Raw genomic sequence first — 15,918 nt, 5'->3', positions numbered from 1 at the left:
GCGGGTCAGTCCACCACCAGGACCAGCTTGCCCGTGGTCCGGCCGGTGCCGCCCAGCTCGTGCGCCTTGGCGGCATCGGCCAGCGGGAAGGTCCCCGCGACGGTCGCGCGCAGCTTGCCCGCCTCCACCAGTTCCGCGACCGCCCGCATCCCCGCCCGGTCGGCGTCCACCAGCATCCGCACCGCCCGTACGCCCAGCCGCTCGGCCTCCTGGAACAGCTCCGGCGAGCCCACCGGCAGGATCGACACCAGGGTCCCGCCCGGCCGCAGCACCCGCAGCGAGGCCACCGACGTGTCGCCGCCGACCGTGTCGAGCACGACGTCGACGTCCCGCACCGCCTCCGTGACGTCCACGGACCGGTAGTCGACCGGCTCGTCCACGCCGATCTCCCGCAGGAAGTCGTGCTTGCCGGCGCTCGCGGTGCCGATCACGTACGCCCCGCGCGCCTTGGCGATCTGCACCGCCACATGCCCGACCCCGCCGGCCGCCGCGTGGATCAGCACCCGCTGTCCCGGCCGGACGTCGGCGTTCTCCACCAGCGCCTGCCAGGCGGTCAGGGACACCAGCGGCAACGCGCCGGCCTGGACGTGGTCGACGGCGGCGGGCTTCGGCACGAGGGCCCGGGCCGGGACGATCACGTATTCGGCGTGCGTGCCGTGCCCGAAGGGGTAGGGCGCCATGCCGAAGACCTCGTCACCGGGCGGATCACCGAACGGGGCTCCGGTGCCGCTACTTTCGGTTAGACTTGGCTTCAGCACGTTGCGAGAACCAAGCGCGTGCTGCTCTTTGATGTTCACGTCAACCGGGCTGGTTCCAACCCGGCTGGTGCTGATCGTGTAAGACTCGGCCACTCGCTGAGCGGTCAAGCTACGTGAGCCAGGAATCCCCCTTCTGCGGTTGGGGGAGGGTTCAAATCGTTCATGGTCACCCAGTTCACTGGGGTGTGCCCACTGGGGAAGGGCACGATTTCCCATTGCCCGTGGAATCGTGCCAGCCCAACCTCTTGGCGAGCGTGAACGTTCCGGCCCGCTCCGCCGTCGAAGGACGGCAACGGTGGCGAGCGGCGGGGGTGGGCATGCGCAGGGGTCTGGCGGCGGTGACGGTGCTGGTGGCGGCCGCGGCGCTGGGGTGCGACGGTGCGAGCGGACCGGACGTCGTGGTCGGGGGGACGCCGCCGGCGACGCCGTACCGCGGGCCGCTGGACATCCCCGCGAAGGAGGCCGACGCGAGCACCGCGCAGGCACTGCGCACCGCCTCGGGCGCGGCCGGCCGCGCGCTGGAGTGCGACGGGGAGATCTACTGGGGCACCGGGCCCGACGGCTGGAGCGACAGGGACGGCGGTGACTCGCCCGAGGACGGTCTGCGGCTCTTCTTCGACATGTTCGACCCGGAGGTGCCGCGGGCCGGCTACCGCGTGGAGCGTCGGGAGGCGGACCGGGTGCTCTACTCCTACGACGTCGGCGGGCGCACGAAGGTGGCCGTCGTGGTCGCCAGGGACCAGCGGGGCAGGCCCGGTTGGGGTCCGGAGACCAGCGCCTCCTGTGATCCCTCGGAGCTCCCGGCGAGCGTGACGTCGGGGCCGGGGTGGCCCGAGATCTGGACCGACGCCCACGGCCGCCGCGTACCTGTCTCGAAGATCACCAGCTCTGCCGGCGCGGAGCACTGCGGCTGGCAGTCCGCGCACTTCCTGACGGTCGGCGGCAGAACCTACGTCCGCGATCCCCACGGCGTGTTCGCCCACGACTCCGCACTCGCCGGACGCTACGACGTTGACACCGCGATGCCTGCCGGCGCCCACGACACCGGATACCGCCTCCGTGCCTGGCGGCTGTGGCTGACGGAGGACGGCGACACGGCCTACGTCCGCACCTCGCACGGCGTGGAGGCCTGGCCGAAGGAGCGGCGCGGGTTCGCCTGCGACTGACCGGTCAGCGGCTCATGTGCAGGGCGACCAGCAACTGCCAGACCTGGTCCGCCACGTCGTCGGCGCCCGCCTCCAGCATGCCGTGCAGCCAGTCGGCCAGCACCCCGGCGAAGGTGGCGGCCACCGCCGAGGCCACCAGCGGGGCGTCGGCCGCGCCGACCAGCTCCCGCTCGGCCAGGCTGCGCGCCCGCAGGTCGCGGTGGAGGACCCGGCCCAGCGGACCCCCGCCGCCCGGCGCGAGCAACTCCCGGTACAGCGCCGCGTGCGGGACCAGCCCGGCGAAGAACTCCCGCAGCGCCGGCGGCGCGTGCACCGGATCCGGCCGGCCGCGCCAGGCGTGCAGCGCGTCGACCGCTTCCCGTACGACGTCCGCGCAGGCGTCGACCGCCAGCGCCTCCAGGCCGTCGTAGTGGACGTAGAACGTGGCCCGGCCCACCCCCGCCCGGCGCGCCACCGCGGCCACGGCGGTCTCGGCGAGCGGTCGCTCGGCGCACTCCTCCAGGAGGGCCGCCCGCAGCCGCGCCCGGGTGCGGGCGGCCCGCGGGTCCTCCGCGGCCGGGCGGCCGGTCATCGGGCGGCGAGGACGGCGGCCAGGGCGAGCGCACCCGGCAGCGCCTGCGCGAACAGAATCCGTCGGTTGGCCGTGACCGCTCCGTACACCCCCGCCACGACCACGCACGACAGGAAGAACACCTGGGCCCGGAAGCCGGTCGGGTCGGCGGCCACCAGCCCCCACACCAGGCCGGCCGCCAGGAACCCGTTGTAGAGGCCCTGGTTGGCGGCGAGCGGCGCGGTCCGCCGGGCCAGGTCGGCGTCGAAGCCGTGGAAGCGCATCCCGGGGCTCTTCTGCCACAGGAACATCTCCATCACCAGGATGTACGCGTGCAGCGCTGCGACCAGCCCGACCAGCACGTTCGCCAGGATTTCCATGATCGGCGGACTCTCCCCATTTCTTGAACAGGTGTCCAGTGTAGCTGGACAGATGCCCAGGAAGCCTGGTGGGGCCCTGGGGCGGGTCATTGGGGGTGCATGTCCCGAAGTCGCGGGCAGGAATGGGTATGTGTTGATTTGCCGCCAACTGGCGGAGCGTGACGGAACCCTCACTTCCTCGTGCTCGTCGAGGTTGATCCTTTGGGGTTCAAACCCGATAAGCTCCCTTCCGTCACAGCGAGTTGACGCACCCCAGGGTGGGTCCGTCCCGCCGTGTGCACTCGTGAGTGCGGTCTTCGCACACCGCCCCTGTTCGCTGTTGTTCGATCGTGTTGCTTCGAGGGATGCAGATGGAACTCGCCACTCCGCCGCCGGCGGCGCGGGCCCCTGTCGCCTGGTACAGCTGGTGGCTGATGCCGCTGGCCTTAGGAGGAGGGACGGTCGCCGCCACGTTCATGAGCTCGGAGCGAATAACCGCGGCCGTCGCCGGCGCCGCGGCCACCGCCGCGAGTTCGGTGTGCGTGCGCCTGCTGATTCGCTCGCAGCGCCAACTGCGCAGCGCCGAAGGGTCCTTCCGCAGCTCGCAGGCCGAGCACTCCCAGCAGTGGCAGCAGCATGTCGCCGGCCTGGAGCGCAAGTTCTCCGCCGAGCGCGCCACCCTGGAGGGCCGGCTCGACGAGCAGGCGGCCGCGTTCGACGCCCAGGCCGCGGAGCAGACGGCCGCCTTCGAGGCCCGGCTCGCCGACCGGACCGCCCACTACGACGCCCAACTGGTCGAGCAGGCCCAGGCGTACGAGGAGCGGCTGGCCGACCAGCTGAAGTCCGCCGAGGCACAGCTCGCCGACCAGGCCGAGGTCTGGCAGGACCAGGTCACGCACCAGCGGGCCGCGATCTCCCGGCTCGCCGACGAGCAGCTGCCCGAGGCCCTCAAGCGGCTGCGCGACGGCGACGCCATCGACGACCTGCTGCCCGCCACCGACCAGTGCGCCAAGGTCGACAAGGACGTCCAGGCCGACCTGCGCCGCATCCTGCGGACCTCGCTGATCGGTGTGGAGGAGGAGTTCAACCGCTCCACCTCCGCCGAGCAGGCCGTGATCAGCATCGGCAACCGCATCCACGTCCTGACCAGCAAGCTGCGCGGCCGGCTGCACGAGATGCAGGGCGAGCACGGCCGGCTGCCCGCCGTGGCCCGCGGTCTCATGGAGCTCGACCAGGAGCTCGGCCCCGCCGACTCGCTCGCCGCCAGCATCGGCGTGCTGGGCGGTTCGGACCGCCCCGGCCGCCAGTGGCAGGAACCCCAGCGCCTGCTCAGCGTCGTGCGCGGCGGCATCGGCCGGATCAAGGACTTCCACCGCGTCGAGGTCCGGCACCTGCCCGAACTCGGCGTCGACGGCGGTCTGGTGGACCACCTCACGCTGATCTTCTCCCACCTGCTCGACAACGCGGCCCGCTACTCGCCGCCCACCGAGCCGGTCGTCGTCTCCGGCAAGGAGGTGCCGAACGGCGTCGGCATCGAGATCCAGGACTCCGGCAAGGGCCTGAGCGAGGAGAAGAAGCGCGAGGCCGAGCACTCCCTGGCGGGCACCGACGCCGGACCCGGTATCGGCGGCATCTCCGAGGACGCCAACATCGGCCTGCGGGTGGTCGGCATCCTCGCCCGCCGCTACGGCATCCGGGTCACCTTCGCGGACTCGCCCTGGCTCGGTACCTCGGTGGTCGTCGTGGTCCCGCACAAGTTCTTCAGCCCGCTGCCCGCGGCCCCCGCCGCTCCGGCCGCCGCGACGGCCGCCCCCGCCGCCGCGTCCCCGGTGCAGGCGCACGGCCCGGTCGCCGTCGAGACCGTCACTCAGCCGGAGTCCGGCGAGGCCCTGGATACCACCCCGGGCGGACTGCCCCGGCGGCGCAGCCGGCGCCGCGACGAGGAGCAGCCCGAGGAGCGCGCCGCGCGCCCGGAGGGCACCGCGTTCCCGGCGGTTCCGCCCGAGGAGTCCTTCGCGGGCCTGGCCGCCTTCGCCACCGCGGGCCGTGCGCCCGCGGCGGACGAAGCCGCGGACAGCGACGCCGAGTTGACCGGAGACGAAGACGACGCGGCACCCGCGACCCCGGCCGGCGCCGATGACACCGCCGCCGGACGCGAGTCCGCCGAGCACCGCACTGAAGAGAGCGACTAGTCCACATGACGCAACAGGGAACCGACGTGAGCTGGGCGCTCCGCGATCTGGTGGAGAGCATCCCGGAGATCCGATTCGCCCTCGTGGCCTCCAGCGACGGCAAGGCCATCACCTCCTTTGGTGCCGAGGACCCCGACGACGTGGACCGCTTCGCGGCCGTGGTGGCCGGGCTCCAGGCCCTGGCCCAGCCGGTCGCCGAGCAGTTCCCCAAGTACGCGGGGCAGCTGCGTCTGGCGATGATCGAGGTCGACGGCGGTCACCTCTTCGTCGTACGGGCCGGTGTGGAGACGTATCTCGGCGTCCTCGCCCGCGAGGGACTCGACCAGGGGCTGCTCGGCCATCAGATGAGGGATCTTTCCCGGCGGATGGGCGAGCTGCTCGGCACCTCTCCGCGCCTGGAGGAGCACTCTGGATGAGTGCTCCCCGCCGACCGTCGGATCCGTCCGGTCTCGAGCGCTACTACGTCCTCACCGGGGGACGCAGCGGACCGGGCGGGTCGGCGTCGAGCCTCGACGTGGCCACCCTCGTCGTCTCCCGCACCGCTCCCGTCCCGGGGATGCAGCACGAGTACGAGGAGATAGTCCGGCGCTGCCGTGATCCGCTGTCGGTGGCCGAACTCACCGCCCATCTCGGGTTGCCCTTCAACATTCTCGCGGTGCTGTTGGCGGATCTGCTGGACGCAGGCCGTATTGAAGCCCGTGATCCCATTCCGGCGCACCACGCCGGACGCGGGCCTGACCTCGCGCTCCTCCAGGAGGTACTCAGTGGACTTGAAAGGCTTTGACCATCCCGGCGACCCCGGTGCCGGGGGGACCCGCTCGGTCAAGGTGATGATCGCCGGGGGGTTCGGCACCGGGAAGACCACCATGGTCCGCTCCGTCAGCGACATCAAGCCGCTCACCACCGAGGAGACACTCACCCAGGCCACCGTCGGCGTCGACAACCTCATCGGCGTCGCGGACAAGGCCGAGACCACGGTCAGCCTCGACTTCGGCAAGATCAGCATCAACGAGAACCTGATGCTGTACCTGTTCGGCACCCCCGGACAGGAACGGTTCTGGTTCCTGTGGAACGGACTGTTCAAGGGTGCGCTCGGTGCGATCGTCCTGGTGGACACACGACGGCTGGCCTCCAGCTTCCGGGCGATCGAGGAGATGGAGCGGCAGAACGTGCCGTTCGTCATCGCCCTGAACGTCTTCCCGGACTGCAAGGAGCACCCCGTCGAGGAGATCCGGGACGCCCTGGACATCTCCCCGCACACCCCGATCGTGGCCTGTGACGCCCGTGACCGGGCCTCCAGCCGTGACGTACTGATCGCCCTGATACGTCATTTGAAGGAACGCTCCGCCGTCGCACTGGAGCCTCGATGAACGAGCAGAGCCCCGACCGTCCCGAGGCCCCCCGCGGCTGTCCGGTGGCACACAGTTCGGCCGAAACGGTGCGGCTGTACGGGCCCGAGGCGGCGACCGACCCCTTCGGCATCTACGAGCGGCTGCGCAAGGAGCACGGCTCCGTCGCGCCGGTGCTGCTGGAGGGCGACATCAACGCCTGGCTGGTGCTGGGCTACCGGGACGGCCGACGGGTGCTCGACAATCCCCGTCAGTTCGCCCGGGACGCGCGGATCTGGCGGGACTGGCGGGAGGGCCGGATCGCGGAGAACCATCCGCTGGTTCCGATGGTCGCCTGGCGCCCGGACTGCGTCTCCCAGGACGGCGAGGCGCACCGCCGACTTCGTGGTGCCGTCAACGACGGGCTGCAGGCCGCCGTCGGCCGCGGCATCCGGCGGCATGCCACGCACTTCGCCAACAAGCAGATCGACGCCTTCGCGGACGAGGGCCACGCCGATCTGGTGGCGGACTACGCCGGCTTTCTGCCGATGCTGATCCTCACCCGCATTCTCGGCCTCACCGAGGCGGAGGGGCGCCGGCTGGTCGAGTCCAGTGCCATGGTGTTCCAGGGCGGCGAGGACGCGATCGTGCACGACGGCATCATCAGGGAGATCCTCGGCGAACTCGTCGAGCGCAAGCGGGTCGAGCCCGGCTCCGACTTCACCACCGGCCTGCTGGATCACCCCGCGGGCCTCGACCACGACGAGATGGTGAGTCATCTGCGTCTGGTGCTGGTGGCCGGGCACAGTACGACCAGCAATCTGCTGGCCCGGGTGCTGCAGCTCCTCCTCACCGACACCTCGCGGCTCACCGACCTGATCAGCGGTCAGCTGACCGTCTCCGCGCTGGTGGAGGAGGTCATGTGGAACTCTCCGCCGCTGTCCGTCCTGCCGGGGCGCTTCGCCGTCAGCGACATCGAACTGGGCGGCCACCGCATCGAGGAGGGCGACCTTCTCGTCCTCGGCCTCGCCCCGGGCAACCTCGACCCCGAGGTCCGGCCCGACCCGGACGTCTCGGTGCAGGGCAACGGGGCGCACCTGGCGTTCAGCTCCGGCCCGCACGAGTGTCCCGGGCAGAGCATCGGACTGTCCATCATCGAGATCGCGGTGGACGTCCTGCTGCACCGGCTGCCGGGGCTGCGCCTGGCCGTGCCGCCGGAGGAGCTCACCGCGACCGCGTCCACCTGGATGTCCGTGCTGGACAGCCTGCCGGTCGAGTTCGCGGTGTAGGTCCGGGCACGCCGTTGCCCGGTCGGGTCGACCCGACCGGGCAACGGCGTGCCGGGGTGTCAGCCGTCGAGCCAGTCGCCCGCGACCTCCGTGGGACGGTAGCCCGTGGCGTTCCAGAGGAAATGCGGGTGCGCGCAGCCGAACATGTAGGCGAGCAGTGTGGTGTCCTCCCGTCCGGTCAGCGGGTCGTGCAGGGCGTGAAACCTTTCTGATCCCACCGCACCGGCGTCCTGCTGGACCTGACGAGCGCGGTCCGGGGACGCTGCGGCGCTGGATGCCTCCACGGCGGCGACGTAGGTGCGGCGCAGGATCTCCCAGGCGTTGTCGGTGTCGCCGTGCCAAGGGCCGTGCACCGCCTCGAAGGCATGGAGCTCGGCGTCGAAGAGGGGCCACGCCACGGGGTGCCGGGCCCGGCAGCGTGCGGACAGCTCGGCGGTCCGCGGGCTCAGTGCCGGTACGGTGGGACGCGGGGCGATGGTGAGGGTCGTGCCGTGGGTGAGGATGCCGGTGCACGCGTTGGGCTGCAGGTCGCACAGCGCGCAGCCCTCGGCCGGAGGCAGACCCTCGGTGATGCCGTCGAACCACAGGGCGTGCCGTCCCGTGAGCCCCATCCAGACGACGGTGGTGGTCAGCAGCCAGGTGTTCCACATCGGGCGATGCGCCTCGGGCGTGCAGCCGTACTTGACGAGGGCTATCGCACAGGCGGCGTAGAAAGCCTTGGTGTGGGTGGGCATCTCGGCGAGCCAGAAGTTGCTGATCTCGCCGGTGAGGGCGTCGGCCCGGACGTCGGCCATGTCGTCGATGACGCGGCACAGCAGCAGGGAGGCGAGGTTCTCCTCCTGCCACAGTTCGGTGTCGGGTGCGACGTGCCAGAACAGGCAGTCCAGCATCTGCAGGACCGAGTAGGAGCCGTGGCCCAGTGGGTTGGTCTGGGGGAGCGTGACGCTGCCCGCGTCGTGCTGTCGGAGCCAGTACTCGTCGACGGACCGCTTGTGGGCCGCGAAGAGCCCGGAGACCAGGGCCCGTGCGCTGTTGGTGCTGAAGCTCTCGGCCAGGCGGTCCTCCACGTGCTGGGTGAGGCGCGTGGTGTCGATGGTCTCGATCACGCGCTTGTACTCGTGGAAGACGAGGATGTCGTCCTCGAAGCGGTGGCGGTGGCCGAGATCGCGCTCCAGGTCGTTCATCTGGCGGGTCCAGGACCAGCCACCGGTCAGGACGCTGTCGAGCTCCCGGCGGTACGGCCAGGTCTTGACGGCGAGGGGACGGCCGGCGCTGTGCCGCCAGCGGTAGTCGTCCGGCGTGCGGGCGGGGGGTGCGGGCAGCCGACGGCACAGCGGGCAGGTGCAGACGGTGGGCTGCTCCTCCGCACGCGGCGGGGCCAGTGCCCGGCTCCGCCAGGCCCCTTCCAGCATCGCGCAGGTCAGTCGGCAGATCTCGGCGTCGGTGCGGACCTCGGGGAAGGCCGCCTCGATCATGCGCAGGCTGGTGTCGAGGTGCCTCAACCTGGCATGGCCCTCCGCGTCGGGTGGGAGGAACTCGGGCGGCGCCTGGTGAAGGGCTCCCGCCAGATGCAGTGTGGTGCCGGAACGGCGGGATCCCAGCGCGTCCAGCCGCTGCCGGGCGGCGTTCTGGAAGTTCCGGTATTCGTCCGTGCTCCCGTTCGTGCGCTGCAGGAAGATGCCGGCCAGGGCGTCCCCCGCCTCCGTGGGCCGGAACTGGGCGCCGGGCTGAGCCGGGAGCAGGCTGTCGGCGGACGCCTTCGGAACAGCACCAACGCCTCGGGTGTTCACAGTGATCTCCTTCAAGTTGTGGTCATGACAACGCAATCGGTCGGCTACGGTCGCCGGAGGTCGTGTCTGCGAACGGCCGGCCTCTTCCGCGAGGGCCTCGCCGGACGGCCGGACGCGAGCGACCGGATCCGGCTCCTGCCGTGAACGGCCGAGAGGGGCGGGCTCTGCGTCGGCGGCCGGGGAGCGGGGCGGGGTCGTCCGGCGGAGCGCGCCGGCCCACGGCGGACGCGTCCTCGGCGCCGCCGGGCTTCCATGGACGGCCCGTCCTCGTCGTGACTTTCTCGCGGCACGACGAGGACCTGGGGCGCGGCCTCAGCTGTGCTGCTGTGGCCGCGCCTCAGGTCCATGTCCCGGATCCGGCGCGGATGACGGGCGCGCGGACTCCGGATGCTCACTGACGGGGGAGTCGAAGGGCAGGTCGAAGGTGACGTCCTGAGGCATGTGGTTCCTTTCGGGCGACAGTGCGCAGAGCCCCCCGTCCCTGCGAGCGGGTGGCCTGTCGGCCACCCGTGCACTCGAACTGGCCTTCGTGGCTCGAAAGTTGAGCCGTGAAGCGCTACGAGGCTGCCCAGAGCGTAAATGATCTACGCGTGACCTGGCCGTGACGTGTGTTACTGCTCATGCCTCCTGAGCCGAGTACACTCGCGCGCCCCCGACGTATGTGTGCGCGACGCGTGCGTCCGCGATGCGCTCGGGGGGCCCGGCGAACGGGTCGCGGTCCAGGACCACCAGATCCGCGAGCGCGCCGACGGCCACCCGCCCGGTGCCGTCGAGGTGGTTCACGTACGCCGAACCGGCCGTGTACGCCCGCAGCGCGGCCGCGAGTCCCAGCCGTTCCTCCGGCAGGAAGACCGGCGCGTCGCCGCCCGGTTCGACCCGGTTCACCGCCACATGGATGCCCTGGAGCGGGTCGGGGCTGCTCACCGGCCAGTCGCTGCCGCCCGCGAGCCGCGCCCCGGAGCGCAGCAGCGACCCGAACGGGTACTGCCACCCGGCCCGTTCCGGGCCCAGGAAGGGGATGGTCAGCTCGTCCATCTGGGGCTCGTGGGCGGCCCACAGCGCCTGGATGTTCGCGGTGGCGCCGAGCCGGGCGAAGCGCGGTACGTCGGCGGGGTGCACGACCTGAAGATGCGCCAGGTGGGGCCGCGTGTCGCTCATCCCGTTGGCGGCCCGTGCCGCCTCCACCGCGTCCAGGGCGTCCCGTACGGCCCGGTCGCCGAGCGCGTGGAAGTGGCACTGGAAACCGAGGGCATCCAACTCGGTCACATACTGCGGGAGGTGCCTGGGATCGATGAAGCTCTTCCCCCGATTGCCCGTCGTGCAGCCGCACTTGTCCAGGTAGGGGTCGAGCAGCGCCGCCGTGCCGTTCTCCGCGACCCCGTCCAGCATCAGCTTCACCGTGCCGGCCCGGAACCTGCCGTGGCTCAACGCGGCTCGCTTCTCGACGAGTTCGGGGATCTGCTCGGCACCGCGCTCCCGGTCCCACCACAGCGCCCCGACCACCCGCGCGGTCAGCGAACCGTCCCGGGCCGCGGTCAGATACGCCGACGACGGATCGTCCATGCCGAGGAAGTCCCCGATCAGCGCGTCCTGCCAGGCCGTGATGCCCAGCGCGTGCAGATGACGCTGCGCGTGCAGCAGCGCCGCCAGCCGGTCCGCCGGGCCGGCCGGCGGGGCGAGCCGGCCGACCAGCTGCATCGCGCCCTCCTGGAGCGTGCCGCTCGGCACGCCGGAGGCGTCCCGCTCGATCCGCCCGTCGGCCGGGTCGGGCGTGTCGCGGCCGATCCCGGCCAGCTCCAGCGCCCGGCTGTTGACCCACGCACCGTGATGGTCCCGGTTGGGCAGGTACACCGGCCGGTCCGGTACGACGGCGTCCAGCAGCTCCTTCGTCGGTGTGCCGCCCTCGAACGCCTCCATGGACCAGCCGCCGCCCAGGATCCACGCCCGCTCCGGATGCGCGTCGGCGTAGGCGCGTACGGCGGCGACGGTCTCCGCCGCGGTCCGCAGCCCGGACAGGTCGCACTGGGTCAGTTCGAGGCCCGCCGGGACCGGATGGACGTGCGCGTCCTGGAACCCGGGCAGCAGCAGCCGCCCGGCGAGGTCGACCACCTCGGTGCGCGGCCCGGCGAGCTCCCGCAGCTCCCCAGGGGACCCGACGGCGGTGATGCGCTCACCGGTGACGGCGACGGCGGTGGCGGTGGCCGTGGGGCCCTCGTCGGTGAGGACGCGGCCACCGGTGAAGAGCAGATCTGCGTGCATGTTTCCTGTTCCTCAGTTGGAGGTCGTGAGCAGCTGGGGCGCGTCGGCGTCGGTGCCCCGGCCGGTGCGGAAGTACGGCGAGCGGCGCACGTACTTCGCCCAGCCGGCCGCGACGAACCCGGACACGATCATCGCCAGCGGGGTGGCCAGCAGGAACCACCCGTTGTCCGCGCTGACCTCGAAGTGGTCTGCGGAGGTGTAGAAGGACCAGCCGAGGTAGCCGCCGAGACCCAGCAGGGCGAGGGCGCTCAGCGCCGGAAGCACCACGGCCGCCACCCCCTGCCGCCAGTCCTCGCGCAGCAGGGAGCGGAAGCGCGCGGCGGCGGCCAGCGCGGTGAGCGCGTAGGACAGGGCGACCACGATGCCGACGGCGTTCACCGTCGCCATGATCATGTCGGCGAGCCGCGGGATCACCAGCGCGAGTCCGGCGACGGCCGCAGCCAGCACGCCGATCAGCAGGGTGCCGGCCGCCGGGGTCCCGTACCGGCCACTGACCCTGGACCACAGCGGCCCGAGGGTACGGTCCCGGCTCATCGCGAACATGCCCCGCGCCGTTGGGATCACCCCGGCCTGCAGCGAGGCCACCGCCGAGAACATCAGCGCCACCAGCGGCAGCGCGGCCCAGGGCTGCGCGGCCAGCCGGTCGCCGAAGAACGCCAGACCCTCGGCCCCGTGCCCGGCCAGCTCCTGCTCCGACAGCACCCGCTGGAAGGCCACCGAGCCGAGCAGGAACAGTCCCAGCATGGTCACCAAGGTGATCAGCCCGGCCCGGGAGGCGTCCCGGGGGTCGCGGACCTCCTCGTTGACGCTGAACGCGGCCTCGAAACCCCAGTAGCAGAACACCGACAGGAGCAGGCCCTGGGCGAGCGCGGTGGCCGACGGGATCGCGAACGGGTCGAACCAGCTCAGGCTGAAGGGATGTGGCCCGGCGACGATGCCGTAGCCGCAGAACCCGAGCAGGACCGCGTACTCGAAGACCAGCAGCCCGGTCTGCAGGCGGGCGGCGGTACGGATGCCGGTCACGGCGGTGAGGGTGACGGCGACCAGGACCACTATCCCGAGGGCCGTGGTCTGCGCCGTCGAGCCGGGGTCGAGCGCGAGCGAGCCGATCCGGTGCACTCCGGCCTCTCCCGCCAGTTGCAGCATCGCGGATCCCGTGACCGCCGTGGTGTAGGCGAGGAAGGCCACCGTCGCCACGATGTTCACCCAGCCGACCAGGAAGCCGAGCCAGGGATTGAGTGAACGGCCCACCCACACGTAGCCGTTGCCCGCGTTCGGCTCCACCCGGTTCAGCCGGGAGTAGGCGCCCGCGATCCCGAGGACCGGCAGGAACGCCAGCAGCATGATGGCCGGCAGATGCAGCCCGACCACCCCGGCCGTCACCCCCAGGCCGATGCCGATGCTGGTGGTGGCCGCGGTGCTGGACGCGGCGACCGCGACGCCGTCGAGGACGCCGAGGGATCTGCGCAACTCAGGGGGGTCCGCCGTGTAGGGCTGGTCGGTCATGGCCGGCACACTCCGCTCGCACCTGGGGGCCGGACTGGTCGGCCCCGGTGACGGGACATGAAACTGCCGGTGCCCTTCACAGGTCAACGGTGTTGTCATAAGGTGCCGGCACGTCATGAGGAGGTCCGTTGAGTGAACGTGTCGTCCCGGCCGCCGCCCGGCAGCGCCGGCGCCCCACCAAACAGGGCGTGGTCCTCTCCGAGGCCCTGATCGTGGAGACCGCGCTGCGGCTGATCGAGGAGCACGGCGCCGACGCCCTGTCCGTGCGCCGGCTCGGCCGCGCCCTGGGCGCCGACCCCAGCTCCCTCTACCGCTACTTCCGGCACACCGACGACCTGATGCTCGCCATCGCCGACGAGCTGATCGGCCGTACCCTGCGTGTCTGGCGGCCCACCGGCGACTGGCGCGCCGATCTGCGCGACCTCGGCCTGCGGATGCACGCCGGCGCCCTCGCCCACCCCCGGGCGGCGGTGCTCAGCGCCCACCGGGTGACGGGGCGGACGTACGAGATCCAGGCCGTCGAGACCATTCTCGGGATACTCCGCGACGCCGGTTTCCCGGACGCCGAGGCGGTCCGCGTGTACCACGCCTTCGTCGACCAGGCCCTCGCCTACAGCGCCCTCGACTCCGCCAACACCGCCCTGCCCAGGCCCGCCCGGGACGCCGAGGCGGACGTCTGGCGGGCGACCTACGCCCGGCTGCCCGCCGCCACCCACCCGAACATCGCGGCAACCGCCGGCCATCTCGTGGCCTCGATGCGGGGCAGCTCCTATCCGGCCGCCCTCGACCTGCTGCTGACGGCGGCCGAGGCCCGGCTGGACCGACTGGCGCCGGGAAGCGGCTGAAGCAACTGGGCGCCGGGAGCGGCTGGTGGGCGACTGAATCCGCTGATCCGGGACAGACGTGTGCCGGGAGAACCTGCCGAGGGAGGAAGCATGGCACTGGTGACCGCGGCCGTCGTGGTGCTCGACTGCGCAGAACCCGAGAAACTCGCCCAGTTCTACCGGGAGTTCCTGGACGCCGAGGACGGCGAGGCCTCGGCCAACCTGATCGAGATCCGGGCCACCGGCGGCTTCCGGATCGCCTTCCGGCGCGACGTCAACGCGACCCCGCCGAGCTGGCCGAGGCCCGAGAACTCGCTCCAGGCCCATCTCGACTTCCTGGTCGAGGACCTCGACGCAGCCGAGCGCCGGGTGGTCGGCCTCGGCGGACGGCCGATCGAGACGAAGGACCCGGCCGGGCCGTACGAGGAACGCGGGTACGCCGACCCGGCCGGACACTCCTTCACCCTGCGCCTGATGCCGACCCCGGCACCTAAGCAGGGCTGAGACCGCTCAGTCCCGGCCACCCTTGCCGGCCGTCGGCCACACCCCGGTGGAGCGCTCTATGGCCCTCGCACCGGTCCGGTCCACGGCGCTGCGCACCACCGCGAAGACCGCGCCCTGGACCGCCGCGGCCAGCAGCACCTCGCCCCAGCCGCGGTCCCGGTCCAGGGCGTCCGGCGCGTCCTCCTCGCCGCGCAGCGCCTTCCAGGTGCGGCGGAAGGCGAGTGCGCCCAGCGCCCCGCCGGCCCAGCTCAGCACGTAACCGAGGGGTGCGTAGACGAGGGGGAGCTTCAGCTTCTTCCTGCTCTTGGCCATGCCTGCCTCCGCCTTCTCAGGGCCGACCCGCGACCGCGACTTCCTCGGCCGCCCGCACAGGGCCGGGCGGCGTCCCGTCCCCGAAGGGCCGGCCGCCGAGCTCCTCCCGGTGATGGGGCGTCAGCCACCCGGCGAGATCCGGGCCGAGGGGGACGATCCGGGTCGGGTTGATCCCGGTGTGGACCTGGTAGTAGTGCCGCTTGATGTGGTCGAAGTCGACGGTGTCACCGAATCCCGGCGTCTGGTAGAGGTCCCTGGCGTACGCCCACAGCACCGGTTGCTCCGTGAGCTTGAGGCGGTTGCACTTGAAGTGGCCGTGGTAGACGGCGTCGAACCGCACCAGCGTCGTGAACAGCCGGATGTCGGCCTCCGTGATCGTGTCCCCGACCAGGTAGCGCCGCCCGGCCAGTCGCCCGGCGAGCAGTTCCAGCCGCCGGAACACCCCGGCGCACGCCTCCTCGTACTTCTTCTGCTCGTGTGCGAAACCGGCTCGGTAGACCCCGTTGTTGACGTCCTCGTACACCTCCGCCATCACCGCGTCGATCTCGTCCCGGTGCCGTGCGGGGTACAGGTCCGGCGCCCCGTCCCGGTGCAGTGCCGTCCATTCGGTGGCCAGGTCCAGGGTCAGCCGCTGGTAGTCGTTGGTGACCAGCTGCCCGCTCGGCACGTCCACGACGGCGGGCACGCTCACCCCGCCCGGGTAGCCGGTCTCCCGGCGGTCGTACGCCTCGCTGAGGTAGCGGATGCCGAGCACCGGGTCACGGCCGCCGGGGTCGAGGGTGAAGCGCCAGCTGCGGTCGTCCTGGATCGGGTCGGTGACGGCGAGCGACAGCGCGTCCTCCAGGCCGAGCAGCCGCCGGGAGATCACCGCTCTGCTCGCCCACGGGCAGGCGCGGCTGGCCACCAGCCGGTAGCGCCCGGCCGCGACCGGCCAGCCGTCCCGGCCGTCCGCGGTGATCCGGTCCCTGAAGTGGCTGGGGGACCGGTCGAATGCCTTGTGTCCCAGCGCGCTGTTGCCGTCGCCGCCGCTCATGCGTCCTCCTTGCCCGGGGGCCGCCCTACGGTCGATCGGGAGGCCTGA

At 71.9% G+C, this 15,918-nt stretch carries 15 protein-coding genes and 1 pseudogene; 8 read left to right on the top strand and 8 right to left on the bottom strand.

Annotation, left to right across the window (positions count from 1 at the left end):
• Positions 1-5: 5 nt before the first annotated feature.
• Positions 6-701, bottom strand: a pseudogene (locus JF597_RS09150) (NADP-dependent oxidoreductase); the annotation flags it as partial.
• Between the two features lie 374 nt (positions 702-1,075).
• Here JF597_RS09150 and JF597_RS09145 point away from each other — a divergent pair.
• Positions 1,076-1,924, top strand: a complete 849-nt coding sequence (locus JF597_RS09145; RefSeq protein WP_293991562.1) for a hypothetical protein — start codon at positions 1,076-1,078, stop codon at positions 1,922-1,924.
• A gap of 4 nt (positions 1,925-1,928) precedes the next feature.
• Here JF597_RS09145 and JF597_RS09140 read toward each other — a convergent pair whose 3' ends face one another.
• Positions 1,929-2,495, bottom strand: a complete 567-nt coding sequence (locus JF597_RS09140) for a TetR family transcriptional regulator (protein WP_293991559.1) — start codon at positions 2,493-2,495, stop codon at positions 1,929-1,931.
• The gene (locus JF597_RS09135; protein ID WP_293991557.1) at positions 2,492-2,854 is read right to left on the bottom strand and encodes a DUF1304 domain-containing protein; all 363 of its coding nucleotides are present in this window, start codon (positions 2,852-2,854) and stop codon (positions 2,492-2,494) included. The genes JF597_RS09140 and JF597_RS09135 overlap by 4 nt, the downstream gene beginning before the upstream one ends.
• A gap of 350 nt (positions 2,855-3,204) precedes the next feature.
• Here JF597_RS09135 and JF597_RS09130 point away from each other — a divergent pair, with 350 nt between their 5' ends.
• From JF597_RS09130 to JF597_RS09110, 5 genes are read left to right on the top strand one after another with little or no spacing between them, the layout of a single operon-like run.
• The gene (locus JF597_RS09130; RefSeq protein ID WP_293991554.1) at positions 3,205-5,025 is read left to right on the top strand and encodes an ATP-binding protein; all 1,821 of its coding nucleotides are present in this window, start codon (positions 3,205-3,207) and stop codon (positions 5,023-5,025) included.
• Positions 5,026-5,030: 5 nt separating this feature from the next.
• Positions 5,031-5,441, top strand: coding sequence for a roadblock/LC7 domain-containing protein (locus JF597_RS09125; RefSeq protein ID WP_046733906.1), 411 nt, complete (start codon positions 5,031-5,033; stop codon positions 5,439-5,441).
• Positions 5,438-5,809, top strand: a complete 372-nt coding sequence (locus JF597_RS09120; RefSeq protein WP_089103419.1) for a DUF742 domain-containing protein — start codon at positions 5,438-5,440, stop codon at positions 5,807-5,809. The genes JF597_RS09125 and JF597_RS09120 overlap by 4 nt, the downstream gene beginning before the upstream one ends.
• On the top strand, positions 5,790-6,395 hold the full coding sequence (locus JF597_RS09115; protein WP_293991544.1) for an ATP/GTP-binding protein: 606 nt from the start codon (positions 5,790-5,792) through the stop codon (positions 6,393-6,395). The genes JF597_RS09120 and JF597_RS09115 overlap by 20 nt, the downstream gene beginning before the upstream one ends.
• Positions 6,392-7,642: a cytochrome P450 gene (locus JF597_RS09110; protein ID WP_293991542.1), complete on the top strand. Its 1,251-nt coding sequence runs from the start codon at positions 6,392-6,394 to the stop codon at positions 7,640-7,642. The genes JF597_RS09115 and JF597_RS09110 overlap by 4 nt, the downstream gene beginning before the upstream one ends.
• Positions 7,643-7,701: 59 nt before the next feature.
• On the opposite strand, the gene JF597_RS09105 is transcribed toward JF597_RS09110, so the two are convergent.
• From JF597_RS09105 to JF597_RS09095, 3 genes are all read right to left on the bottom strand, one after another.
• Complete coding sequence (locus JF597_RS09105) at positions 7,702-9,432, bottom strand: hypothetical protein (RefSeq protein WP_293991540.1); 1,731 nt, start codon at positions 9,430-9,432, stop codon at positions 7,702-7,704.
• Positions 9,433-10,050: 618 nt separating this feature from the next.
• Entirely contained in the window at positions 10,051-11,691 is a 1,641-nt protein-coding gene (locus tag JF597_RS09100; protein WP_293991538.1) for an amidohydrolase, read from the bottom strand.
• 12 nt (positions 11,692-11,703) lie between these two features.
• Positions 11,704-13,197, bottom strand: coding sequence for an APC family permease (locus JF597_RS09095; RefSeq protein ID WP_293991535.1), 1,494 nt, complete (start codon positions 13,195-13,197; stop codon positions 11,704-11,706).
• 128 nt (positions 13,198-13,325) lie between these two features.
• Here JF597_RS09095 and JF597_RS09090 point away from each other — a divergent pair, with 128 nt between their 5' ends.
• Both JF597_RS09090 and JF597_RS09085 read left to right on the top strand, forming a co-directional pair.
• Positions 13,326-14,042 (top strand): TetR/AcrR family transcriptional regulator, encoded by a 717-nt coding sequence (locus tag JF597_RS09090; RefSeq protein ID WP_293991533.1) that lies wholly within the window; start codon positions 13,326-13,328, stop codon positions 14,040-14,042.
• A gap of 90 nt (positions 14,043-14,132) precedes the next feature.
• A complete protein-coding gene (locus JF597_RS09085) occupies positions 14,133-14,525 on the top strand; it encodes a VOC family protein (RefSeq protein WP_293991531.1) in 393 nt (130 codons plus the stop codon).
• Positions 14,526-14,531: 6 nt separating this feature from the next.
• On the opposite strand, the gene JF597_RS09080 is transcribed toward JF597_RS09085, so the two are convergent.
• A complete protein-coding gene (locus JF597_RS09080) occupies positions 14,532-14,837 on the bottom strand; it encodes a DUF4235 domain-containing protein (protein ID WP_293991528.1) in 306 nt (101 codons plus the stop codon).
• Positions 14,838-14,853: 16 nt separating this feature from the next.
• The gene (locus JF597_RS09075) at positions 14,854-15,870 is read right to left on the bottom strand and encodes a glutathione S-transferase C-terminal domain-containing protein (protein ID WP_293991526.1); all 1,017 of its coding nucleotides are present in this window, start codon (positions 15,868-15,870) and stop codon (positions 14,854-14,856) included.
• Positions 15,871-15,918: the final 48 nt, after the last annotated feature.

The sequence above is a fragment of the Streptomyces sp. genome, assembly GCF_019510245.1.
Lineage (GTDB): Bacteria > Actinomycetota > Actinomycetes > Streptomycetales > Streptomycetaceae > Streptomyces.
Note: the sequence above shows the minus strand (reverse complement) of the source record. Positions and strands in the feature narration are given on the sequence as shown.